At 61.7% G+C, this 22,380-nt stretch carries 23 protein-coding genes; 15 read left to right on the top strand and 8 right to left on the bottom strand.

The genetic code is table 11. The annotated features are described in order from the left end of the window. Positions 1-35: 35 nt before the first annotated feature. From murJ to CXQ89_RS19075, 12 genes are all read left to right on the top strand, one after another. On the top strand, positions 36-1,697 hold the full coding sequence (gene murJ / locus CXQ89_RS01135; protein WP_104053460.1) for a murein biosynthesis integral membrane protein MurJ: 1,662 nt from the start codon (positions 36-38) through the stop codon (positions 1,695-1,697). Between the two features lie 166 nt (positions 1,698-1,863). Beyond that, positions 1,864-3,453 carry an ABC transporter substrate-binding protein gene (locus CXQ89_RS01130; protein ID WP_104160010.1) on the top strand — a complete coding sequence of 530 codons (1,590 nt, stop codon included), beginning with the start codon at positions 1,864-1,866 and terminating at the stop codon, positions 3,451-3,453. Between the two features lie 199 nt (positions 3,454-3,652). Beyond that, the gene (trxB, locus tag CXQ89_RS01125) at positions 3,653-4,672 is read left to right on the top strand and encodes a thioredoxin-disulfide reductase (RefSeq protein WP_372434198.1); all 1,020 of its coding nucleotides are present in this window, start codon (positions 3,653-3,655) and stop codon (positions 4,670-4,672) included. Positions 4,673-4,700: 28 nt separating this feature from the next. After that, positions 4,701-5,027 (top strand): thioredoxin, encoded by a 327-nt coding sequence (trxA, locus tag CXQ89_RS01120; protein WP_104053463.1) that lies wholly within the window; start codon positions 4,701-4,703, stop codon positions 5,025-5,027. Positions 5,028-5,037: 10 nt separating this feature from the next. Next, positions 5,038-6,234 carry a peptidoglycan-binding protein gene (locus CXQ89_RS01115; RefSeq protein ID WP_104053464.1) on the top strand — a complete coding sequence of 399 codons (1,197 nt, stop codon included), beginning with the start codon at positions 5,038-5,040 and terminating at the stop codon, positions 6,232-6,234. Between the two features lie 307 nt (positions 6,235-6,541). Then, complete coding sequence (locus CXQ89_RS18715) at positions 6,542-6,940, top strand: hypothetical protein (protein WP_258059775.1); 399 nt, start codon at positions 6,542-6,544, stop codon at positions 6,938-6,940. Then, complete coding sequence (locus tag CXQ89_RS18710) at positions 6,933-7,112, top strand: hypothetical protein (RefSeq protein WP_258059773.1); 180 nt, start codon at positions 6,933-6,935, stop codon at positions 7,110-7,112. Before CXQ89_RS18715 ends, CXQ89_RS18710 begins: the two co-directional genes overlap by 8 nt. 158 nt (positions 7,113-7,270) lie before the next feature. Next, on the top strand, positions 7,271-7,393 hold the full coding sequence (locus CXQ89_RS18705; protein WP_258059772.1) for a hypothetical protein: 123 nt from the start codon (positions 7,271-7,273) through the stop codon (positions 7,391-7,393). After that, the gene (locus tag CXQ89_RS01105; RefSeq protein WP_181032191.1) at positions 7,390-7,632 is read left to right on the top strand and encodes a hypothetical protein; all 243 of its coding nucleotides are present in this window, start codon (positions 7,390-7,392) and stop codon (positions 7,630-7,632) included. Before CXQ89_RS18705 ends, CXQ89_RS01105 begins: the two co-directional genes overlap by 4 nt. Positions 7,633-7,952: 320 nt before the next feature. Beyond that, positions 7,953-8,282 (top strand): polysaccharide deacetylase family protein, encoded by a 330-nt coding sequence (locus CXQ89_RS19080; RefSeq protein WP_146067176.1) that lies wholly within the window; start codon positions 7,953-7,955, stop codon positions 8,280-8,282. Positions 8,283-8,757: 475 nt separating this feature from the next. After that, positions 8,758-9,069, top strand: coding sequence for a hypothetical protein (locus CXQ89_RS01100; protein ID WP_104160009.1), 312 nt, complete (start codon positions 8,758-8,760; stop codon positions 9,067-9,069). Positions 9,070-9,432: 363 nt separating this feature from the next. Beyond that, positions 9,433-9,831, top strand: a complete 399-nt coding sequence (locus CXQ89_RS19075) for a glycosyltransferase (protein WP_104160008.1) — start codon at positions 9,433-9,435, stop codon at positions 9,829-9,831. A 1,958-nt stretch (positions 9,832-11,789) separates the two neighbouring features. Here the strand turns inward: CXQ89_RS19075 and CXQ89_RS01090 are convergent. The 8 genes from CXQ89_RS01090 to rpmH all read right to left on the bottom strand — a co-directional run bounded on the left by CXQ89_RS01090 (position 11,790) and on the right by rpmH (position 17,741). Next, positions 11,790-13,091, bottom strand: coding sequence for a ParB/RepB/Spo0J family partition protein (locus CXQ89_RS01090; protein ID WP_104160007.1), 1,302 nt, complete (start codon positions 13,089-13,091; stop codon positions 11,790-11,792). A 97-nt stretch (positions 13,092-13,188) separates the two neighbouring features. Continuing rightward, positions 13,189-14,076 carry a ParA family protein gene (locus CXQ89_RS01085; protein ID WP_104053757.1) on the bottom strand — a complete coding sequence of 296 codons (888 nt, stop codon included), beginning with the start codon at positions 14,074-14,076 and terminating at the stop codon, positions 13,189-13,191. Positions 14,077-14,570: 494 nt separating this feature from the next. After that, positions 14,571-15,203 carry a 16S rRNA (guanine(527)-N(7))-methyltransferase RsmG gene (gene rsmG, locus CXQ89_RS01080; protein WP_104160006.1) on the bottom strand — a complete coding sequence of 211 codons (633 nt, stop codon included), beginning with the start codon at positions 15,201-15,203 and terminating at the stop codon, positions 14,571-14,573. A gap of 52 nt (positions 15,204-15,255) precedes the next feature. Beyond that, positions 15,256-15,825, bottom strand: a complete 570-nt coding sequence (locus tag CXQ89_RS01075) for a R3H domain-containing nucleic acid-binding protein (protein WP_104160005.1) — start codon at positions 15,823-15,825, stop codon at positions 15,256-15,258. Next, positions 15,822-16,784: a membrane protein insertase YidC gene (gene yidC, locus CXQ89_RS01070; protein ID WP_104053473.1), complete on the bottom strand. Its 963-nt coding sequence runs from the start codon at positions 16,782-16,784 to the stop codon at positions 15,822-15,824. The genes CXQ89_RS01075 and yidC overlap by 4 nt, the downstream gene beginning before the upstream one ends. Positions 16,785-16,793: 9 nt before the next feature. Continuing rightward, positions 16,794-17,165, bottom strand: a complete 372-nt coding sequence (yidD, locus tag CXQ89_RS01065) for a membrane protein insertion efficiency factor YidD (protein WP_104053474.1) — start codon at positions 17,163-17,165, stop codon at positions 16,794-16,796. A 7-nt stretch (positions 17,166-17,172) separates the two neighbouring features. Next, positions 17,173-17,541 (bottom strand): ribonuclease P protein component, encoded by a 369-nt coding sequence (gene rnpA, locus CXQ89_RS01060; RefSeq protein WP_104053475.1) that lies wholly within the window; start codon positions 17,539-17,541, stop codon positions 17,173-17,175. Between the two features lie 62 nt (positions 17,542-17,603). Beyond that, complete coding sequence (rpmH, locus tag CXQ89_RS01055) at positions 17,604-17,741, bottom strand: 50S ribosomal protein L34 (RefSeq protein ID WP_056010217.1); 138 nt, start codon at positions 17,739-17,741, stop codon at positions 17,604-17,606. A gap of 477 nt (positions 17,742-18,218) precedes the next feature. On the opposite strand from rpmH, the gene dnaA reads away from it, so the two are divergent. The 3 genes from dnaA to gnd all read left to right on the top strand — a co-directional run bounded on the left by dnaA (position 18,219) and on the right by gnd (position 22,356). After that, positions 18,219-19,637, top strand: coding sequence for a chromosomal replication initiator protein DnaA (dnaA, locus tag CXQ89_RS01050; RefSeq protein WP_104053476.1), 1,419 nt, complete (start codon positions 18,219-18,221; stop codon positions 19,635-19,637). Between the two features lie 565 nt (positions 19,638-20,202). Then, positions 20,203-21,327, top strand: coding sequence for a DNA polymerase III subunit beta (gene dnaN / locus CXQ89_RS01045; protein WP_104053477.1), 1,125 nt, complete (start codon positions 20,203-20,205; stop codon positions 21,325-21,327). A gap of 48 nt (positions 21,328-21,375) precedes the next feature. Next, a complete protein-coding gene (gene gnd, locus CXQ89_RS01040; RefSeq protein WP_104053478.1) occupies positions 21,376-22,356 on the top strand; it encodes a phosphogluconate dehydrogenase (NAD(+)-dependent, decarboxylating) in 981 nt (326 codons plus the stop codon). The last annotated feature ends 24 nt before the right edge of the window (positions 22,357-22,380 follow it).

Below are 22,380 nucleotides of genomic sequence, written 5' to 3'. Positions count from 1 at the left end.
CGGCTGCCGCACTGAAGTGAGAGCATAGGGACACCATGGCCGAAAACAATATTGCTCCCAGCACGGCGCGTTCCAGCGCCGTCATGGCAGCCGGAACCCTCGTCTCCCGTGTCCTCGGCCTCGTCCGAACCGCTCTTTTGGCCGTGGCCATTGGCAACACGGGCCTGGTAACGGACATCTTCAGCTCTGCCAACGTGCTGCCCAACTTTATCTACCTGCTGCTGGCCGGCGGCGTTTTCAACGCCGTGCTGGTTCCACAAATCATCAAGGCCAGCAAGCGGCCGGACCGGGGCCGGGAATACGTCTCGTCGATCATGACCCTGAGCCTGCTCGGGCTGGGCGTCCTGGCGCTGGTTGCAACCCTTGCCGCCCCGTGGATCCTGCCATTGGTGACACAGCTGGACGAAACGCAGCTTCCGCTGGCCACAACCTTCGCCTACTGGCTCTTTCCGCAGATCTTCTTCTACGGCGCGTATGCGGTCATCGGACAGACGCTCAATGCCAACGGCCGCTTCGGGGCTTATATGTGGGCTCCGGTCGTCAACAATGTGGTGGCCATCGCCGGAATCGTGCTGTTCATTGCGCTGATCGGACGGGAAGAAACCAGCGCCTTCTCGCCGGAGAACTGGACCACGTCCGCCACCGTGCTGCTGGCCGGCAGCACCACCCTCGGCATCGTTGTCCAGGCCCTCGTCCTCTTAATTCCGCTGCGCAAACTCGGCCTGGGCCTGCGCCCCAACCTGCGGATGCGCGGCATCGGCCTGCGGCAGACCGGAAAAGTGGCCAAGTGGACGATCATCACCATGCTGGTGGGCAACGGCGCCTATCTCGTTTACACCAACATTGCCACCATCGCCACGGCCGCACGCCCGGCCTATGCGGCGATGAACCCGCCCGAGGTCATTGCCGGGCACCTGAACCTTGAGACGGCTTCCATGTTCTACATGATCCCGCACTCCGTCATCACGCTCTCGCTGGCCACGGTGCTGTTCAACCAGATGTCCCACGCCTTCACCGAGGGAAACCTGAAGGCGGTACGGGACACCGTTTCCTCCGGCCTCCGCGCCATCGGTGTGGCAACCGTCTTCTGTTCCGCCGTGCTGGTGGTGCTGGCCGGTCCCCTGAGCATGTGGTTCAGCGGCGGATCCATTGCCTCCGCCGTGGTCCAGGGCCAGGTGCTGATGCTGCTGGCGATCAGTGCACCTTTCCTCAGCGCGACTTTCCTCATGAACCGTGCCTTTTACGCCGATGAGGACGGCAAGACACCGATGATCATGCAGATCATCCTGTCCGTTTTCGGCATCGCGCTGGCACTGGGTGCCGCCGCTCTTCCGCCCAACCGGATTGTCTTCGGTCTTGCCGTTGCATATTCGCTCGGCAATGTTGCCGGCGTGATCATCAGCCATATCTTCCTGACCCGGAAGCTGGGGTACTACGGAGCCGGCGAAATCTTCGATGTCCACGTCCGGCTGACGGTCGCGGCCCTGGGCAGCGCCGTCCTCGGATCAGCGGCGCTGGGGCTGCTGGGCGGCTATTCTGCTGACGGTTTCGCCTGGTCGTCCCTCACCGGTTCGCTGGTGGCTTTGCTGGTCTGCGGATCGCTGATGGCCGGGTCCTATTTCTTCATGCTGCGTGCCTTGAAGGTGAAGGAGCTCGATGCTTTCCTCGCACCGATCCTGGCAAAGGTGCGCCGCTAGGCAGGCATGCCGCGCCCGGGAACCGGCGTTGCCTTCTGAAGGATTTCCCATTGCCCGCGGGTAGCATGGGTACAAAGCATGCGATGCAGTCTCGTCACGAATAATCAGCAGGTCAGTCCGCAGCAAAAATGAACGCAGTAATTTGCCGTTTCCATGGGAGGAACACGTGCCACAGCCGGTAGACGTTGGCTCAACGCTGGGAGGCCGCTACAAAGTGACCGCCTGGGTCCTGGCCTCTGCAGAAGATGATCTGGTCCTCGACGGCGTGGACCAGGTGCTGAACCGTGCGGTAAGCATCCTCCTGGCTGCACCCGAAAACACCTCCCAGGTCAGTGCCAGTGCCCGTGAAATTGCCACGGGTGAACGGGCCAGCAATGTGCAGGTCCTGGATCTCGGCGTGAGCGACGGCCGCACCTATCTGGTGACCAACAATGCAAATGCAGCGGATTTGCTGGACCTGGTCATTGAGCGGGACGCACCGTATGTTGAACCCTTCTTTACCGACACCCTCGGCTCCGAAATTTTCGGCATGCCCCGTTCGCGGGAACCGGAGAACGAGGAAGAGGACAGGTACGTCGAGGAACCTGCCGAACGTGCACCGCGCAAACCACTGATGTCCGGCCGGCCGCTGCCCAGGCTTCCCAAGTTTGGGCGAGGGGCTGCCGCGGCAGGAACCGGTGCCATGGTCTCCGGCGCCGAAGAAGCCGCCGCCGCACGCGACCTGGAGTTCGGCGAAGCCGAAGACGCTCCCGCAGAAGCAGCCACCGGTGCAGCCACGCTGCCGCCGCCGCCTTCCGCACGCCCCAAGGGTCCCCGCGTCCAGGAACGCGGCACGGCGCCGGCCACCGGCCAGACACCCAAAGTTTCACGCTGGACGGACACCGACTACTCCGAGGAAACCGCGTCCGACGACGATGACACCGCCGCGGGCCGCATGTCGGAGACAAATCATCCGGTGCAGGATTCCGGCCGCCGGCCCTCCAACTTCCCCAGGTCCGCCGTAGCTGCGACCGCCGCAGGATCCGGCAATGATTACAGTGAGAATTACCCGGACGACGGCAGCTACGACGAAGACGAGGATGACGCCCCGCCGCGCACCAACCGCACCATGGGGCGTGTCCTCGTGGGGACCCTCCTGACGCTGGTCCTGATCGTCGCCGTCGTCCTGTCCGTCAGCACCCTCGGCAGTCTCAAGGACCCCGATCCCCTGGCCGGCACCGACACAACGCCTACGGCAGCCGCGCCGGAGCAGGCACCGGCCGCCGAAGCCCCTGCTGAGGAACCCGCAGCCCCGGCTCCGGTACCTGCAGGGGTCAGCCGGCTTGTCCCCGCCAACCCCGCACTGGATGCTGAACATGACGGCGAACTTCCCCAGATCCTTGACGGCAATCCGGCAAGCTACTGGTCCAGCTACGAATACGCTAATGACACCTTCGGCGGATACGCTCCCAACCTGGCCCTCGTCGTCGAGCTGGAGGAGGAATCCGCGATCAATAAGATCGACATCACCCAGCTCAACGGCACCGGCGGCAGCTTCTCCGTGCTGCTCAACGATTCTCCGACTCTGGACGGTGCCGTCACCGTAGCCGAGACCGGGTTCACCGGCCCGACCACCAGCATTCCGGTACCCAAGACGAACGGTGAAACAGCCACCGCACAGTACGTGATTGTGAACTTCACGCAGCTGCCGCGCCTGACCGGGGTGCAGACCGCCTTTCCGTGGGGCCTGCGGATCGCCGAAATCGGCGTCTCCTAACCCCGGCATCGTCACGGATCGGGCCGGGAGGCACCCGGCCCGCTCTCCTGACATGTGCGGGACGCGCTGCCCGGAATAAGCTGGAGCCTGGAACGGTTGTGCCCAGTGATCCCGGAGTAAGCACACAGAACATGATTCGTCAGGACTACTGCAGGATCGCTGAAGTTTTCAACAGGAAGAGGAACACCTAACCGTGAGCATCGAAACCCCCGCAGCCGCCGACGGCGTACGCGACGTCATCATTGTCGGTTCCGGTCCGTCCGGTTACACCGCCGCCGTTTACACGGCGCGCGCCAACCTCAAGCCGCTGCTGATTGCCAGCTCGGTTACCGCCGGCGGTGAGCTGATGAACACCACGGACGTGGAGAATTTCCCCGGCTTCCCCGAAGGCGTCATGGGTCCGGACCTGATGGCCCAGTTCGAGAAGCAGGCAGCGCGCTTCGGTACGGAAATCCTTTTTGAGGACGTCACCTCCCTGGAGCTCGACGGCGACATCAAGAAGGTCACCATCGGCACCGGCGAAACCTTCCTGGCGCGGGCCGTCATCATCTCCACCGGCTCCGCCTACCGCGAGCTGGGCCTCGAGGACGAGAAGCGCCTGTCCGGCCGCGGCGTCAGCTGGTGTGCCACCTGCGACGGTTTCTTCTTCAAGGGCCAGGACATCGCCGTCATCGGCGGCGGCGATTCCGCTCTGGAAGAGGCCCTGTTCCTGACGAAGTTTGCCTCCAGCGTGACCGTGGTCCACCGCCGCTCCACTCTGCGTGCGTCCAAGATCATGCAGGACCGCGCCCTGTCCCACGAGAAGATCCGCTTTGTCTGGGATTCGGAAGTGGCTGGCATCCACGGTGAAGACAAGGTCACCGGTCTGCGCCTGCGCAGCACGGTGGACGGATCCGAGTCCGACCTGGCCGTCACCGGCGTCTTCGTCGCCATCGGCAACGACCCGCGGACCGACCTGGTCAAGGACCAGCTGGAGCTGACCAGCGAAGGCACCATCGCCGTCGCCGGCCGCACCTCCAAGACCTCCCTGCCCGGCGTGTTCGCCGCCGGCGACGTCATTGACCCCACCTACCGCCAGGCGATCACCGCTTCGGGTTCGGGCTGCGTGGCTGCCATCGACGTTGAGCACTACCTGGCTGACCTGGGCGATTCGGTGGCCACCGCCGCCGAAGTGCCTACCCCGCCGGCTGAAGCCGTATCCGAACACGCCGCCCTCTAAGTTCGCAGAAATCTGTAAGGAGCACCACATGAGCAACGCTAAAGATGTCACCGACGCTTCCTTCGGCGCCGACGTCCTCACCGCCGACAAGCCCGTCATTGTTGACTTCTGGGCAGAGTGGTGCGGCCCGTGCCGCATGCTCTCCCCCATCCTCGACGACATTGCCGCGCAGTACGCGGACAAGGTGGACGTCGTGAAGGTGAACGTGGATGACAACCCCGCCATTGCCGCCAAGTACGGCATCACGTCCATTCCCGCTGTCTACGTATTCCAGGGCGGTGAAGTGGCTGCCACGTCCATCGGCGCCAAGCCCAAGCAGGTCCTGGAACAGGAATTTGCGGCCTTCCTGAAGTAAGTCACCGACCATGCACCCGGCAGGAGAAACCCTGCGGAGAATGGACGCCGGCCGGCGTGTCAGGGCGCTTCGCGAAGCGCTGCTGAGCGCCGGCATCTCCATGTCCTATTTGGCTCCGGACTCCGTCAACAACCCCGATCTCTTTGACGATCACGTGGACGCCGCCGTCCGTTCCTTCCAGCAAAGCCGCGGGCTCATCGTGGACGGCGTGGCCGGACCCGACACCCTGCGTGCCCTGGCTGAAGCGCAATTCCGCTTCGGGGACCGCGTCTTGGCCCTGGTCGAAGGCCAGCAGCCAATACGGGGCGATGACGTTGCAGAACTCCAGCGGCACCTCTCGCACCTGGGGTTCTACTACGGCCACATCGACGGCGAATTCAACGTCCGTACCCGTTATGCCGTTGCCGAACTGCAGAACAACCTCGGCATTCCCGGCACCGGCGTCTGCGACCAGGACACTATTCGGGCCATGGCCCGGGTTAACCGCGCCATCACGCCCAGCCAGGCATTTGCCCTGCGTGACTATGAGCGGCTGGACCGTTCCACCGCTGCGCTGCGCGGCCGTTTGATCGCCCTCAGCACCGGAAGCTCCGAGCTGGCCTCGCCCCACGCCGTCGACCGGCTGACATCCCGGCCACTGACCGAAGCCATGGTTGCCGCCGACATCGGGCAGCGTGTGGAGCGTATTCTGCGCGAGTTCGGTGCCGGAGTTGTTTCCCGTGCCTCCGCCTTCGCCGGTGTGGACGGCGGTGGCGAGAGGGTCCCCAGCCTCAGCCTGGATCTCCACTGTGACTGGCTGGACCAGCAGGCGGCTTCCGGAATCGCCGCCTTTTACTGGGGCTTGCCCGGAACCGGTGAAGCACGATCGCCCATCGGTCACCGCGCCGCCATCCTGCTGATGAAGGAACTGGCCGCCCGGACCGGTATGGACAGCCTGGGCGTCCACGGCCGCACGTGGGACACCCTCAAGCTCTCCGGAATCCCCTCCGTCGGCCTGGACCTTGGTTACCTCAGCAACCGCGGCGACGCGGAACGGCTGGCAGATCCGGTTTTCCGGCAAACGGTGGCCGATTCCATCGTTATCGGCATTCAGCGCCTCTACCTGCTCGAAGAAGAGGACCAGCCCACGGGCACCTTGGCTCTGGACGATGTGTTCCGTTTCAATCCGGCGGAAGTTCCGGAGGAACGGCGCGTAGCCGGACTCTAACAGGCATCCACCGCACAATACGACGGCGGCGTCCCCTTCGCGGGGGACGCCGCCGTCGTTGTTTAGGCGGCTACTGGCAAGTGCCCGGCTAGGAGGTGCCGGCTGTAGACCCCATAGTCGACACCCATGCCGTTGCGCTGCCAACCATCCAACGCGTCCGCAGCCTCATTCCCGAGGCGTTAGCCGTGGTGAAAAGTATCCTCGCGAAAAGCCGCTGTTCGTTCGAATTGCACGTTGCGGTGGTGGGCATGGGCTACGTCTACGTCGGGCTGCCGACTTCCCTGGCTTTCCGGAGGCCGGCTACCGGGTGCTGGGGATTGACGTCAACTCCCGCCGGCTGCAGGCCATTCTGGGCCAGCGCGCCGACCTGCTCGAAGGCGACCGCGACCGTTCGGACCGTGCGTTGGAGGACCCGGCGTTTGATCTGACGTGCGATCCGCCGCGGCTCTCCAGCGCCGCCGCTGTTGTCGTGGCCGTCCCCACGCCGGTCGACACATGTCTGGTGCCGGACCTTTCCATCCTGTCCAGCGCCTGCCGCACGGTGGTGGAACACGCCGTTCCGCGCCAGTTGCTCGTCCTGACGTCATCAACCTACGTGGGCAGCACCCGGGCTCTTTGTGGGCCCCTTGGCAACCCGCGGGTTGGATACAGGAAGGCACCTGCATGTGGCGTTCAGGCCGGAACGCATCAATCCGGACGTGGATGATTTCAGCCAGGAGGATGTCCCCCGGGCTGAACAAATACGTGCCCGCCGTGCATCTGGTGCCAGCGGCCGAGGCCGCGGAAAGACAAAGCTGCTGGAGAACACCTTCCGTGCCGTGGCTATCGCCCTGGCCAACAAGTTCGCCGATATCTGTGGGCTCTGGATATCCCGGTGATGGATGTCATCGACTCCGCAGACACCAAACCGTTCGGGTTCATGCGGTTCAATTCGGTGCTCGCCGCACACCGACTTTGACGCGTCATGGCTGACCTCGGTACCCGCCGTCCTGGGCGCCGCCTACAGACTTCCCGCAGGCCCCATCATCATTGCGCTGTGATTCTCAGCCGCACCACTTCTTTGCAGGGAATACACCACCATAAAACAGCAGTAACGGGCGGCGCCGGCTTTATCGGCAGCCATCTTTCTGAATACCTCCTGCTGCTGGCGACGACGTGACGGTCCTGGATGATCTGTCCACCGGTTCCCTGGAAAACCTCCGCGGAGTGCTGGACTACCCCGGCTTCCACTTTCTCGAGAGAACCATTTTGGACCGGACCGCCGCTGACAGCGTGATCGCCGGTGCGGACCGGTTGTTCCATCTGGCGCCGCCGTCGGCGTCATGCTCATTGTCGAAGACCCGCTCACAAGCCTGCGCCAATATCCAGGAACCGAAGTGGTGCTGGACGCCACCCTAGCTGCCGGTGCATGCGGCTATTGCGTGGCTTTTCAACCGCCAATGTTGCTGCCGGAACCCCGGACGGTGGCCAGGATGGTCTCCTCGCCGTCGCGTGCCAACGTTTAGGAAGGAGGCTGAACCTGCCACAGGTGGGCTGGTTCAGTTCGAGGGTCTTTGAATATGGGCACCAAGTCTGCTCGCCGACTGCCGTCGCACCGCAAACATAAACGGTCTCTGCAAACCTTTGCCGCTCTCCTGGTGTTGTCTCTTCCTATGGCCTTCCTGATCTTCGAGGCCAATGGCTGACAGTGGCCGGCTGGGGTTCCCCAGACAACACACGTGCCGTCGCGTCAGCACAGCCCCTTCCGGCTTACATACCCTCCGAGTCGCTCCCCTTCGCCCCCCGGGCAAACGGTAGTGAGCCTGACGTTCGACGACGGGGTCAGCGGTGCGGCACGTGCGGCTGAAATCCTCAACACCGTGGACATGAAGGGAACCTTCTACATGAAGTCAGGTTTGCTGGACGAAACCGGATTCATGGCCCTCCGGCAGGCCAAAGGCGTAGCCGGCCCATTGATACAGAGGAGCCCCTGCTTTATGAGTTTGTCACCTGGCTGGCAATACGGGAAACCATCAGTCCGACTGTGGTCCTCTCAGTGCAGGAGGTGATTGGCGGGCCTTTGCTGGTCCCGGGCCACTGCGGCAGCAACACCGCGGAGTTGACCAGGGCGCCGGGCCCCGCGGGGAGGCACGGGTGCGCTGGTGTGACCGTGCGAGGCTATGAAAGCGGTGATGCCAAACTGACACAGACGCAGGATCTGGGTACGTTTTCCCCTGCCGTCCAACCTGGTCGCCGTTACTTGTTGAGACTCTCCTGCACTGCCGATGTGCCACCCCAGCTCAGTCTTTACTATCGGGCCAATTTGGGTGAATGGCAGAATGGACGGCCGGTCCCTTCCTGGAACCCTCCGGAGACTTCACTCCCACGGCATGGACAACGCCCTCCGGTTCCCGAAGGCGCAGCCGGCCTGACGCATGGTCCGTCATTGAGCGTCCGGGAGTCCTGCGGATGCATCTACGGAGGGTGTGACGGAGCGGTGATCGACAATAGCTGCGAAGCCGAGCAGCGGGCAGAAGACGAGGGTTGGTTGCATGGGTATATGCTCCCCGCCGCGAAAATCCGTTCTGCCTTGATCTCCCGTTCGACGACGTCAACGTTCCCCGGGCCTTCGCCATGCGGGGTTCCGTCGTCCCCTGGGCGGACGAGCCGGAATGCTACAGCCAGATCCATGACGCGGGAGCAGCACTCTATGACGACGTCGCTTACGTTTTCGGGAATGACGACATCTGTCCCGCCAACACCCTTCACAACGGTGCCGGCATGGACGTCTCGCCCGCCCTCAATGGCTGCCTAGGTTTTGAATCTCTGAACGCCCCCGACCGTGTGAGTCGGTAATTGCTGGACCAGACGCACGTTCCGGCCGACCCCTGGCGGGAAGTCGTCACCGCCAGCCAGGTGCAGCATGAGTGAACCAGCAGCCACGCCGTCCGCAGTTCGAAGTTCATCTAAAAAGTCTTCGGGGGTAGGAACGTGGAACCATGGGCAATATTGGTCATTGCACTGCTGATGCTGGGGATCGCCACTCCCCTATCGAGCACGCTCGGCCTGCTTCGCCGAATCGGGGAATTACATAACCCAAGCATCCCCGAACCAAGTTGGCCGCCCACAGACTCACACTGTCTTCCCGAATCAGGTTGCCGTCAGATAGCAGCACACCATGAAGAACTCGTGATCGCGGAAACCATCGCCTGAGCCAAAGTGCTCGTCCTTACCTCCAACCTTCACGTTGTTTCGGATGGTTCCACCGGCGCAACTTCGGTAATCGCCGAAGCCGAAGGGGTGAACTGTCTGGAACCGCATCCGAACCGGGGAAAGGCCAGTGCGCTTGCCGCCGGAATTGAGTACTACGCTCTGGCGTCCAATTATGAAGGCATGCTCCTTCTCGATGCTGATACACGGTTGATGCCGGATTACGTCAAGAACAGGCTGCCTCGGTTCGCCGCACCTGACGTCGTCCGCAATCTCCGGCCGGGCGAAGTCCCTCCCTGCAGCGGATGCCGGAAACCAGTGGGTTGGGTTTTGCTCTCATGCCGGGAGCGCACTAAACAGCATTACTCGACGGAACCGGGAGTGAACTGGACATCCCTCTCGGACTAACTCACTCGGTTCGTTGGCTTGCACACAAACAGCGGTACTACTCAGGTAGTTACTCATGCACTGCATCGAAGCTACCTACGGACACCCCCACGAGATACGCCCGACGCATCCATTCACGATGGTCATCCATCCACGATGCCTCAGCACTCAGGCTAGCCAAGTCGCCGCTCGACTGAGGTGAAAGTGCTGGCACCACCGGCACCCGCCACCCGGCCACCGCCTTCAATATCGTGAAGACCGCAGTCCTCCGTAAACTCGACGATTCACGGCCGGGCTCCCGCTGGGTGACGGCGTTTCACGTGAAACAAGGAACTGTGGTGGGGGTCGTCGAATCGCCATAGCTACGGCGGTGGACGGCGAGTGCACGTCGAAGTTCATCTAAACCGGTTGGAAGCGGCATGCAACACCTGGGTAGGACGGTGGCCGCGGACAACAATGGCATCTCCGGAATTCATAACGGACTCCTCGCGTGCGGCTACCTGGAGAGAAGCTCGACACTTGTTTCACGTGAAACAGACATAGAGACCTAAGGGATTCGTCCCCTGGCAGGTGTTGAGCGGCGATGTCAGGACCGGGGACCGGGGACCGGGGCCAGCGACGAGTCAGATAGCCTGCCAGACCCCGGCCTTCAATCGGGCACGCGTCCGCGGCATACCAGCTACACGTACACCGACAGGCCGGCGGACGGGGGGCGATGAGTACCGTGAAAGACAGAGGCATACAGTCGAGCCGACACGATCCCATGCCCAGACCGCACGCGGGGATCCAGCGGAGTTTGGGGCCTTCCGACACAGCCGAGACCAGAGGCGCCCGCCAAGCGGAACCGTATCTCCACACCCCGTGGTCTACCGCTCCGGGATGATGCGCGCTGACAGTGTAGGACGCCACTGGCGCACATTCTTCGGGGGTCGCCGTCTACCAGGGTGTGCTGCTTCCAGGCCAGCGAAGAAACTGCGGCGTGTGCCGACCGCGGATCGGGACGGGTGCCGTGGCACGGACAGTCAATGACGTTTCACGTGAAACAAAAGGATCTCATGGCGGCCAGTACAAAAGGTGCGGTCTTTTTGCAGTAAATCGGGTGGTCCGTATTCGCTCAGTCTCGGACATCCACCAGGGCGGAACATAGGAAGCCGACGGGGTAAGCAAGGTCTGCTTGTTGATACCCCAGAGACAGACAAGACACCTCCGGCTCATGAGCCACAGTGAAACGGATATAATTCTGCACCCAGGAACCGACCCGGATGTCGGTCATGCGTCACCCAGCAGCCAGTACTCACGTGGTCGTAACGTTTCACGTGAAACGGAAGAACGGACGGCTACGGACCTGGCTGTGGGCGACTACGGATTATGTCGGGAGCCGCGATCAAGCGCTCATAGACGACAGCACATCTAACGTACTTCTGTTGTTCCCGGGTCTGTTCTCCCTCGACACATGGCCTAAATCAGAGGTAGCCGCGAAGCGGAGAGGTTAATTGCCTATCCAGGAGCAGCACTACCCTGAGACCCTGACCCACTGGGCAAAGCGGATGAATGGCGGCGACGCAGCCGCCCAAAAGACCATGTTCCACGTGAAACACAGGCGCCGACACATCCCCAACTCATTAGGGCGAGAGGGCTGGGGCAGGCATGCAACGTGCGAACCGGAGAACAGTCGGCTGTATAGCGCACCCAGAAACTGAATCATCCCGGTGTTCAAGACTGGCAGGCAACCAGCCTTCCGGTCATCTCCAACCGATCCTGCGGCTCTTTGAGCCACGACTCGCTGCGCGGAACAAGACCTCCCCGGCGCACCAACTGCTGACCGTTCGTGCGGCAAACGATTTCGTTCCGCGATCAGGGTGCGGTCCTCGGATGCCGTGTCGCCATTACCTCGATATCAGACGTGCAGTACTGACGCCGCGAAGGCGGTACAGGACAGCTGACCAGGCGGGTGTTTCACGTGAAACACCACAATGGCCCTAGTTCGCCGGCGGGGCCAGCACTCCCATAATCCGGTTCAGATCATCAACGCTGGCGAACTCAATGCTGACTTTGCCCTTGCGCGCACCCAGAGTGATTTTCACATTGGTATCCAGCCGGTCTGAAAGGGAGGTGGCAAGGTAGTCAAGGCGTTCATGACGCGCGCCGCTTTTCGGTTTCGCTGCCTTGGCGGGACGCCGAAGCCCGTCACTTAGAGCAACAATCTCCTCAGTTGCACGGACTGAAAGACCCTCAGCGACAATACGCTGCGCCAGCTTCTCCATCTCCGCCGCATCGGCCAGTCCCAGCAGTGCTCGTGAATGCCCGGCGGACAGTATCCCGGCTGCAAGCCGGCGCTGTACGAGAGGAGGAAGTTTCATCAACCGCAATGTGTTGGTAACCTGCGGTCGCGACCGCCCAATGCGGTCCGCCAACTCCTCGTGGGAGCACTCAAAGTCGTCCAGAAGCTGCTGGTACGCTGCCGCTTCTTCCAACGGATTGAGCTGGCTGCGGTGAAGGTTCTCCAGCAGGGCATCCCGGAGCAGATCCACGTCCTGGGTGGAGCGGATAATTGCCGGAACAGCTTCCAGTCCAGCCTCACGACTGGCCCGCCATCTGCGTTCACCCATGACCAGTTCATAAGGGTGCTCGGGATCATTTTCTGCGGAGGGCCGGACCACGATCGGCTGAAGAACACCGATCTCGCGGATCGAGTGAACCAGCTCGGCCATGTCCTCTTCATCGAAGACCGACCGAGGCTGTTTTCTGTTCGGGTGGATGGAGTCCACCGGAATCTCGGCAAAGGTCGCTCCGGGCACCTCCACGAGTGTTTCACGTGAAACGCTGCTACCCTCAGAGGCCCGTACGGCGTCCTGAGCAGGCTCGACACCCTGGATGTCGCCGCTGCCCACGGAACCGCCCTCAGGAGCCTTCACGGCCTTGGCAGTGCGCTTGGCAGCACCGGACATGGATCCCTTGTGCGAGGTTTCTTCGCCGGCAACTCCCAAGCCGTCCTCATGGCCCGACGGCTGTGTGCGGTTCTGCTGACGCGGCGACGACGCAGTTGAGCCCTTGGAAGCGGGGCCCCGGAGGGCATCCTTGTTGATGCCGCTGCCTCTCCGGACGCCCTGGGCGGCCGGCCGAGAGGGCGTTACGTTGTCTGCGGCGGACGGGAAGAACACATCGACGGGACGCCCGGCGCGTGTGGGCACCGAAGACGTGGATGCAGGTTCCTCGGGTGCTGCACTGCTGGGGATTAGTGCCCCCAGGCCTCTTCCCAAACCACGACGCTTTTCGGTCATGGGTATGTCCTTCCCTTATGCACACAAGCGGCATGGATTGATTGTGACTGTATTCTACGGTTCATCGCGTCCGTAACGGCGCAAGGACCCGGGGTGTCTACCCGCGCTGGGCGATCTCCGCTGCGGCCTCAAGGTAAGACAAGGCGCCGCTGGAGGACGGATCATATGTCATGACCGTCTGCTGGTAACTCGGTGCTTCAGAAATACGGACCGACCGCGGCACCACTGCACCCAAAACCTGGTCTGGGAAATGTTCCCGCACTTCGGCTGCCACCTGCGCCGCCAGGTTGGTGCGTCCGTCGTACATGGTCAGCAGAATCGTGGAGACAACCAAGTCAGCGTTCAAGTGCTTCTGAATCATCTCAATGTTCTTCAGGAGCTGACTCAGGCCTTCGAGTGCGTAGTACTCGCACTGGATAGGAATAAGGACCTCCCGCGCCGCGACAAACGCGTTCACGGTCAGCAGTCCCAAACTCGGCGGGCAGTCAATAAAAATGTAGTCCAGTCGCTCCTGGCCGTTCCGTTCACGCTCCGCGGCATAAACGTCGATGGCTCTCCGGAGCCGCTGCTCACGGGCTACCAGCGAAACCAGCTCAATCTCAGCGCCAGCAAGGTGAATTGTTGCCGGCGCACAGATCAGGTTGGAGATATCGGGGCACTGGGCCACAACATTTCCCAGCGGGAGATCATCGATGAGTACGTCATAGATACTCTCCACTTCGGCGCGGTGATCGATGCCAAGGGCGGTAGAAGCATTTCCCTGCGGATCTATGTCAATCACCAGGACGTTCAGACCCGCGGTGGCAAGTGCGGCAGCCAGGTTCACGGTGGTGGTGGTTTTGCCTACACCGCCCTTTTGATTGCTAACCGTCATGATGCGCGTTTCCGCGGGGCGGGGAAGAACGCGGCCGCGGAGCTTTTCGCGGCGGCGGTTTTCGTGTGCCAGTTCCCGGGCAAGCGGGGTGCTTTCGTCCATCAAATCCATAACGTCCACCGACGTCGACGGTATGACCGCCGCGTCAGATACACCACCTTCGATAGCCTCGGGGCCCGCGGACGGTTCGACCGCGGTCTGCAGGGGAACAGCACTGTGTGTCGTTTCACGTGAAACAAGCTCGCTCCCGGCGGCGGGCGCAGAATTGCCCGCTGCGGGCCAATCAGGTTCCGTCGACGGCACCAGCGCGGTCTGAATCACAGGTGCCTCCGTTACCGGTTCTTGAACCTCGGGAGCACTTGATGGAATCTGTGCGGGATCTTGAGTAGTTGCAAACATTTGGGGTTGAATCCGGGAGAACTGTGCGGAGAGGGCAGAACCCAAAGCAGCAAAAGGGGGAATTCGTTTTGCTCCGGAATCGCGGCGCGCACTCACCTGGACATGCTCACTTTCCAAACATAGGCATTAGTCCATCCAGCCTATCCGCTGCCCGGCAAATATCCCGGATCGAGGCCGGTGTGTGCACAAGATAGTGCTGCGGGCCACTACCCCACGAGGATGCGAACAACCGTTGTGTGTTCTTCCAGAAGGTCCTCGCCAGCCGTCACAATGGACGTTTCGCGGCCCCCGAGCTTGCGGATTGCTTTGGCAGCCTTGGCAATCTCTTCCTCGGCGCTGCGTCCCTTGATGGCCAGGACCTCTCCCTTTCCCTTCAGGAGGGGAATGGTTAGGCCGGCCAGAGTGGACAGTGCCGACACCGCACGGGCGGTCACTACGTCTGCATCAACATCCTTGACGACCTGTTCAGCCCGTCCCCGAAGGACTGTCACGTTGTCCAGGCCGAGGTCCTCCACCACCTCATTCAGCCAGTTAACCCGGCGCTCGAGGGGCTCGATGAGGGTGAGGTGAAGATCAGGACGTGCTATCGCCAGGCACAGGCCCGGAAGGCCTGCGCCGCTGCCAACATCTGCCACCCGCAGGTTTTCATCGATGAGGTCCGCGACGACGGCGCAGTTCAGCACGTGCCTGCTCCACAGCCGTGGCACCTCTCGCGGCCCCAGGAGGCCCCGTTCCATCCCCGACGTAGCCAGGTGTCCGACATAGCGTTCCGCCAGATCCAGCCGGGAGCCGAAGATTCTTTCCGCCGCTACGCGTTCAGCGGGCGATGTTTCAACCACGAAGTGTGTGTCCTTTGTCTGCAGTGCAGTTTCCAGTAGTAAGTGGCCCGGCCTAGGCTTCAGCCTGCGACACCACAATGTGGCGCGCGGCCCCTTCGCCCTCGGATTCGCTGACGAGCCCGAGATCCGCCACGGCGTCGTGCACGATCTTTCGCTCGTAGGCACTCATGGGGCTAAGTGCGATTTCCTTGCCGCTTTCCCGGACCTGGGCAACGGCCTTCTCCGCAATGACCTGCAGTTCGGCGCTGCGCTCCTGGCGGTACCCGGTGATGTCCAGAACGAGACGGGAACGATTGTCAGTGGCTGTCAGTACGGAAAGCCGTGTCAGTTCCTGCAGTGCTTCCAGAACTTCGCCGTCCTTGCCGACAAGATGCTGCAGACCGCTGGCGTCGCCTTCCTCCGCCACAACCGAGATGTAAGTCCTGCCGCTGCGGACCTCGATGTCGATGTCTCCGTCGATATCGGCGATGTCCAGCAATTCCTCGAGGTAGTCCGCAGCAACGTCTCCCTCTTCTTCGAGGCGGCCGGGGCGGGCAGCGCCCGCCTGCGGATCAGCTGCAGGTTCAGTCCCTGCTGTCTCTAAACCAGTTTCCGGTGTCTCCGCGGCGGGCTCAGTGGTCATCGCTTTTTCCTGTTCTTCCGCTGGGGCTGGACACGCTGGGTCTTTACGGCCACCGGAGCCGGCTCAACGGTGTCGGACTTCTTCTCGCCGAGCAGCGGGACCATGGGAAGTCCCTTCTTCGCACGGCGTTCGGCCATTGCCTTGGCCGCAGGGGAGCCCGGGGTGGGCATCCGGCGGATGACGAAGAACTGCTGTCCCATGGTCCACAGGTTGGTGGTGGTCCAGTAGATAAGCACGCCGATGGGGAAGTTGATGCCACCGATACCAAACACGAGCGGCAGGATGTAGAGCATCATCTTCTGCTGCTTCATGAAGGGGCTGGCCAGAGCCTCTTCAGACATGTTCTTGGACATGATCTGCTTCTGGGTGATGAACTGCGAAGCGGTCATGGCCAGGATCATGACGATGGAAAGGATGACGACGGCGAGCTGGCCGTCTCCGCCGCCGCCGTGCAGCAGCGAGGAGGACAGCGGAGCACCGAGGATGGTGGCTTCATCGAACTGCTGGATGGCTTCAGAGGACAGGGCACCAATGTGGGCGCCGGTGTCGCTGGCCTTGGAAACGCCGTTCAGCACCTGGAACAGGGCGAAGAAGAACGGCATCTGGATCAGCATGGGCAGGCAGGCAGCAAACGGGTTGGTGCCGTGCTTCTTGTACAGCGCCATCTGCTCCTGCGTCATAGCCTGACGGGAGAGCTGGTCGGTTTTACCCTTGTACTTCTGCTGGAGTTTCTTCAAGTCCGGCTGCAGCGACTGCATGCCGCGCTGTGCCTTGATCTGCTTCACGAAGACCGGGATCAAGGCGGCCCGAATCACGATCACCAGGCCAATGATGGACAGCGTCCATGTCCAGCCGGATGCGGCATCCATCCCGAGGAAAACAAAACCCTCGTGGAAGATCCACATGATCCAGGACACTACCCACTTAAAGGGGAACAGTATCGTCTCGAAGAAACCCATTTATACTCCTCAGGCCGCTTCGCGGCTGTCTTCGTCGGCTGGAATCACGGGGTGATTCAGCACAATAATTCTCGGAACCCTGTTCGGATCCCAATTCCTGTCTCCGTGCGGGACGTGGTCCACCCCGCCGTCGTTCCAGGGGTGGCAGCGAACCAGCCGCCGGGCAGCCAGCCAAGTACCGCGCACTGCACCATGAACAGTCACGGCTTCAAGAGCATAGGCGGAGCAGGACGGAAAGAACCTGCAGACCGGCCCGTAAAGGGGCGAAATGGTTTTTCGATAGGCAACCAGGAGGCCGATCAGCATGTAGCGCGGCAGATTCCACACAAAAGAGGCAACCCTCTGAACAGCCTTTCCCGGATTGGTACCGGAGCGGCTCATCAGCAGATCACCTCTTCTGGTCAAACGATGGAACACGGTCGAGTTTGCCTGCACAGGTGCGAAGCGCTCCCATATAGTCCGTACGGAGTTCCTGCCACGACGCCGTTGCCGCCGGCGGCAACGCACGGACCACCACGTCGTATCCGGTGGGGTACTCACGCAGACTCTCCGCAGCTGCTTCCCTCAGTCTTCTCTTAACGAGGTTGCGTGTCACTGCGTTCCCGACGCTTTTGGCGACGATGAAGCCTACGCGGGTCGGGCGTGGCCCGGTTCTCACCGCATATAACACTACGTTCCGGCGCCCACTTCGGGCACCGGAACGTACAGTATGAGAAAAATCCGTCGACGTCCGCACCCGGTTTCCTACGGCCAGCATTTAGGCCGCCTGGAATCGATTGCGGAGCTGCAGGTACGCAGCATCGACAAACTTAAAGCTGTTTATGCCGACAGTTCGGTGCGGCCCTTGGCGCGGCGTGCGGAAAGGATTCCACGGCCGGCACGGGTACGCATGCGAAGGCGGAAGCCGTGCTTCTTGGCACGACGGCGGTTATTCGGCTGAAAAGTCCGCTTGCTCACGGTAGTTACTCCAAGACAATCTGAGTTGCGCTGGCTTGCTACGACAAGGGGGAAGAACAAGCGGCGCTTTTTTCATGTGACTGACTGCTCTCAACCCGGACCTGGACCCTGATTCCCAGAACCCTGATGGGCATGAATGAGTGCAGATAGCAGACACAAAGGACTACTCCACGTTAGGGGCAGGACCGCCCCCAGTCAAACCGGGATTGGGCGGCCCTGACCACTTGCCTGTTCATAGAGTTTCATCCACACCTGTGGACAACTCCTTCCAGCATACCTGCCCACAGGGTGGTGTGAGCCCTGTCCCAGAGCCTGTCCACAGGCGGATTCCAGCTACCACAGGGGGAAATCATCCCTTAGGCTAGGCGTCGGGCGGTTTATCCACCAACTGTGTATAAGTCTGTGGATGAATCGCCGGAAACCCGCCCGGGCTTCCATGTTTTCTGAGACCGCTGAGGGCGATCACGAGAGGTTTTTGTGGGCACGGACGAAATCAACGACGTCGGCAGTTCCTGGCGCAAGGTTATTCGAACGCTGGAAACGGACGACCGAGTCTCTCCCCGGCAGCGCGGATTCGTGGTTCTGGCCCAGGCACAGGGTCTGATCGGAACCACTCTGCTGGTGGCGGTGCCCAACGAACTGACCCGCGAGGTTCTGCAGACCCAGCTCAAGCACATTCTGGATGAGGTCCTGCGGGGAGTCTTCCAGGCCGATATCCAATGTGCTTTCGTCATTGACGCGGACATGCTGCCGGCGGTGAAGGCCGATCCCGAACCGGAACCCGAACAGCCCGCACCGAATCCGGTCCCGAGCGGTGAAAGCGCTCCCTCTCCCACACCGCCGAGCACTTCCCAGGAATTCGGCCGGCTCAATCCCAAGTACGTCTTCGAGACGTTCGTGATCGGTTCCTCCAACCGGTTTGCGCACGCCGCCGCGGTGGCTGTGGCCGAAGCCCCCGCCAAGGCCTACAACCCCTTGTTCATCTACGGGGATTCGGGGCTGGGAAAGACCCACCTGCTGCACGCCATTGGACACTATGCCCGGCACCTTTACACGGGCATCCGCGTGCGGTACGTAAATTCCGAGGAGTTCACCAACGACTTCATCAACTCCATCCGGTATGACGAGGGAGCCAGCTTCAAGCAGCTCTACCGCAATGTGGACATCCTGCTCATTGACGACATCCAGTTCCTGGCCAACAAGGATGCTACGCAGGAAGAGTTCTTCCATACGTTCAATGCCTTGCACAACCACAACAAACAGGTCGTCATCACTTCCGATCTACCGCCCAAGCAGCTTTCGGGCTTTGAGGAACGGATGCGGTCCCGCTTCGAGTGGGGCCTGCTCACCGATGTGCAGCCGCCGGAGCTGGAAACCCGTATTGCGATCCTGCGCAAGAAGGCCATCGGCGACAGCCTGAGTGCTCCTGACGATGTCCTTGAGTACATCGCCTCCAAAATTTCCACCAACATTCGCGAGCTGGAGGGCGCCCTGATCCGAGTAACCGCCTTCGCCAGCCTCAATCGGCAGCAGGTGGACGTGGGACTGGCTGAGATTGTGCTCAAAGACCTGATTACCGACGACGGCGCCCAGGAAATAACCGCGGCATCAATCCTCGGGCAGACAGCAGCCTATTTCCAGATCTCGCTGGAAGAACTGTGTTCCAAGTCCCGCACCAGGACCCTGGTCACGGCCCGCCAGATCGCCATGTACCTCTGCCGTGAACTTACGGACATGTCGCTGCCCAAGATCGGACAGGAACTCGGCGGGCGGGACCACACCACGGTGATTCACGCGGACCGCAAAATCAGGGAGCTCATGGCTGAGCGCCGCGCCATCTACAACCAGGTCACTGAACTGACAAACCGCATCAAGCAGCAGCAGCGGGAGGCATAATCCCCGGGATTCCGCGGATGCAGAGCCCCGCAGGGGCTCGAAATTAACATTTGTGGACAAGGGTGTGGATAACCCGGTGGATAACTCCCAACCAGCTGCACTTCCCTGTGGATACGCGGAATTACAAAAAAGTTCCCCACAGCCCGGCCTAGACGCGGCATGCGGTGCCCACAGGTTATCCACAGGCAACAAAAGCCATGACGCCGCGATCGACTAGGTTATCCACAGTATCCACAGGAGTTATTAACACTACGAACCTTAAGAAATTCGGTTCCACCAAATAACATCTGACCTTTCCTGACCACTTGCCCTTCCTTGCCGGAACGAACATCGGATGTCTCTTCAGATCCCAGAGGACGGCATCCGAAGATGCCTCCAGCGCCGTGCATATGCGGCGGGTCTGGCGCTAAGCTGGCACAGAGTATTGTTGTCATTCGCAGCCCATCCTGAGATGGTGTCTCGAACGCGGTGCAGCTGCGGCGCCGCAGCGCGCGGCGATGCTCCCTCACTTGTCATGAAGATTCAGTTGTACTGAGAAGTACGTTGTGAAAGGCGGCACCCTGCAGTGAAGTTCAGAGTTGAGCGGGATGTCCTGGCCGAAGCGGTTACATGGACAGCGCGTTCCCTCTCGCCGCGTCCCCCGGTTCCGGTTCTGTCGGGCCTGCTGATCAAAGCGGAGAGCGGATCACTGAGCATCGCAAGCTTCGACTACGAGATTTCGGCCAGGCTGCAGATCGCGGCCGATATCGCCGAAGAGGGGACCATCCTGGTCTCGGGCCGGCTGCTCGCCGAAATCTGCCGCAGCCTCCCGTCGGCACCGGTCGAGGTGGAAACTGACGGGTCGAAGGTGACCCTGACCTGCCGCAACAGCCGCTTCAACCTCGCCACTATGCCCGTGGCCGAATATCCCGAACTTCCTGCCCTTCCTGAGGTCAGCGGTGTTGTGGACGGTGATGCGTTTGCGCAGGCTGTCTCCCAGGTCATCATTGCTGCCAGCCGGGATGACACACTTCCCATCCTCACCGGCGTGCGGATGGAAATTGAAGACGATCTCATCACCTTCCTGGCCACGGACCGTTACCGTCTGGCCCTGCGGGAACTGTCATGGAAGCCGTCCACTCCCGGCATCTCCACCAGCGCACTGGTCAAAGCCAAGACCCTGAACGAGGTGGCAAAAACCCTCGGCGGCGCCGGTGACCTGAACATTGCCTTCTCCGATGACAGCGAACTGATCGGCTTCGAAAGCGGCGGCCGCCGCACCACGTCGCTCCTCGTCGACGGCGACTACCCCAAGATCCGGTCCCTGTTCCCGGACAACACACCCATTCACGCCACAGTGGAAACCAGCGCCCTGGTCGAAGCCGTGCGCCGTGTGTCCCTGGTAGCGGAGCGAAATACTCCGGTCCGGCTTGCCTTCACCGACGGCCAGGTCACCCTGGATGCAGGCACCGGCGAGGATGCCCAGGCCTCGGAGGCACTGGAGGCGTCCCTGATCGGCGACGACATCACGGTGGCTTTCAATCCGCACTATCTCAGCGAGGGCCTGGGCGCCTTCCCGAGTAAGTACGTGCGTTTCTCCTTTACGACGCCGCCGAAGCCAGCCGTTATTTCGGCCCAGGAAGAACTCACGGGGGACGACCGGGAGGACTACCGGTACCTGTTGATGCCGGTGCGGCTGCCCAACCAATAGGCCAGCGCCGCGGAAGCCGTCCGCGACCGCAAAGAAGAGGAACCTGCCATGCACATAGGCCTCATCGGACTCGGCAAAATGGGTTTCAACATGCGCGAACGGCTGCGCCGCAACGGCATTGACGTTACCGGCTTTGACCGGAATCCCGTGGTCAGCGACGTGATGTCAGTAACCGAACTGGCCTCGGAACTTCCTTCACCGCGGGTGGTGTGGCTGATGGTGCCGGCAGGGGAGGTCACGGAAGCCGTTATTCGTGAGCTGGCGGAAGTGCTCTCACCCGGTGATCTGGTAATAGACGGGGGCAATTCCCGGTACGACGCCGATATCCGCAACGCGGAGAAACTCGCCGCAACGGGAATCCGCTTTATGGACTGCGGCGTCTCGGGAGGAGTCTGGGGCAGGGAGAACGGCTACGGCCTGATGGCCGGCGGCGAAGCGGCGGACATTGCCCTGGCGATGCCGGTTCTGGACGCTCTGCGGCCGGAGGGCGAGCGTGAGCGCAGCTTTGTGCATGCCGGCGCCGTTGGCGCGGGCCATTACGCCAAGATGATCCACAACGGCATCGAGTATGGCCTGATGCAGGCCTATGCCGAGGGCTACGAACTGCTGGCAGGCAAAGACATCATTACGGATGTTCCCGGAGTGATGCGGGCCTGGCAGGACGGCACCGTCATCCGGTCGTGGCTGCTGGATCTGATGGTCAACGCCCTGGATGAGGATCCGGGACTAAGCCGCGTTGCCGGCTATGCGGAGGATTCCGGCGAAGGCAGGTGGACGGTCCAGGAGGCTGTGGCCAACGGCATCCCCGCGCCGGTCATCACGGCCGCCCTGTATGCCAGGTTTGTGTCCCGGCAGGAAGATTCACCGGCCATGAAAATGGTGGCTGCGCTGCGAAACCAGTTTGGCGGTCACAGCGTCAGGTCAACGGATGACGTCGTGCCGCCCGAAACGCCTCCGGACGTGGCCTCCCGGCGGCAGGATCCCGACGTGCCGCGGGCAGCAGTCGATGAGACTGGAAGCCCGGAGTAATCTGCGGCAGTAGGGTGGGAAGTA

This window comes from Arthrobacter sp. ZGTC212 (assembly GCF_002929255.1).
Lineage (GTDB): Bacteria > Actinomycetota > Actinomycetes > Actinomycetales > Micrococcaceae > Arthrobacter_B > Arthrobacter_B sunyaminii.
The sequence above is the reverse complement of the archived record's forward strand: the minus strand, read 5'-3'. Positions and strand labels throughout refer to the sequence as shown.

What these genes read in the sequence shown, in the direction of transcription:
- yidC (WP_104053473.1), bottom strand. Translation starts at nt 16,784, where the DNA reads ATGGGTTTCTTCGAGACGATACTGTTCCCCTTTAAGTGGGTAGTGTCC.
- murJ (WP_104053460.1), top strand. Translation starts at nt 36, where the DNA reads ATGGCCGAAAACAATATTGCTCCCAGCACGGCGCGTTCCAGCGCCGTC.
- CXQ89_RS01085 (WP_104053757.1), bottom strand. Translation starts at nt 14,076, where the DNA reads ATGGATTTGATGGACGAAAGCACCCCGCTTGCCCGGGAACTGGCACAC.
- gnd (WP_104053478.1), top strand. Translation starts at nt 21,376, where the DNA reads ATGCACATAGGCCTCATCGGACTCGGCAAAATGGGTTTCAACATGCGC.
- yidD (WP_104053474.1), bottom strand. Translation starts at nt 17,165, where the DNA reads ATGAGCCGCTCCGGTACCAATCCGGGAAAGGCTGTTCAGAGGGTTGCC.
- trxA (WP_104053463.1), top strand. Translation starts at nt 4,701, where the DNA reads ATGAGCAACGCTAAAGATGTCACCGACGCTTCCTTCGGCGCCGACGTC.
- CXQ89_RS01090 (WP_104160007.1), bottom strand. Translation starts at nt 13,091, where the DNA reads ATGACCGAAAAGCGTCGTGGTTTGGGAAGAGGCCTGGGGGCACTAATC.
- rnpA (WP_104053475.1), bottom strand. Translation starts at nt 17,541, where the DNA reads ATGCTGGCCGTAGGAAACCGGGTGCGGACGTCGACGGATTTTTCTCAT.
- CXQ89_RS01075 (WP_104160005.1), bottom strand. Translation starts at nt 15,825, where the DNA reads ATGACCACTGAGCCCGCCGCGGAGACACCGGAAACTGGTTTAGAGACA.
- CXQ89_RS01115 (WP_104053464.1), top strand. Translation starts at nt 5,038, where the DNA reads ATGCACCCGGCAGGAGAAACCCTGCGGAGAATGGACGCCGGCCGGCGT.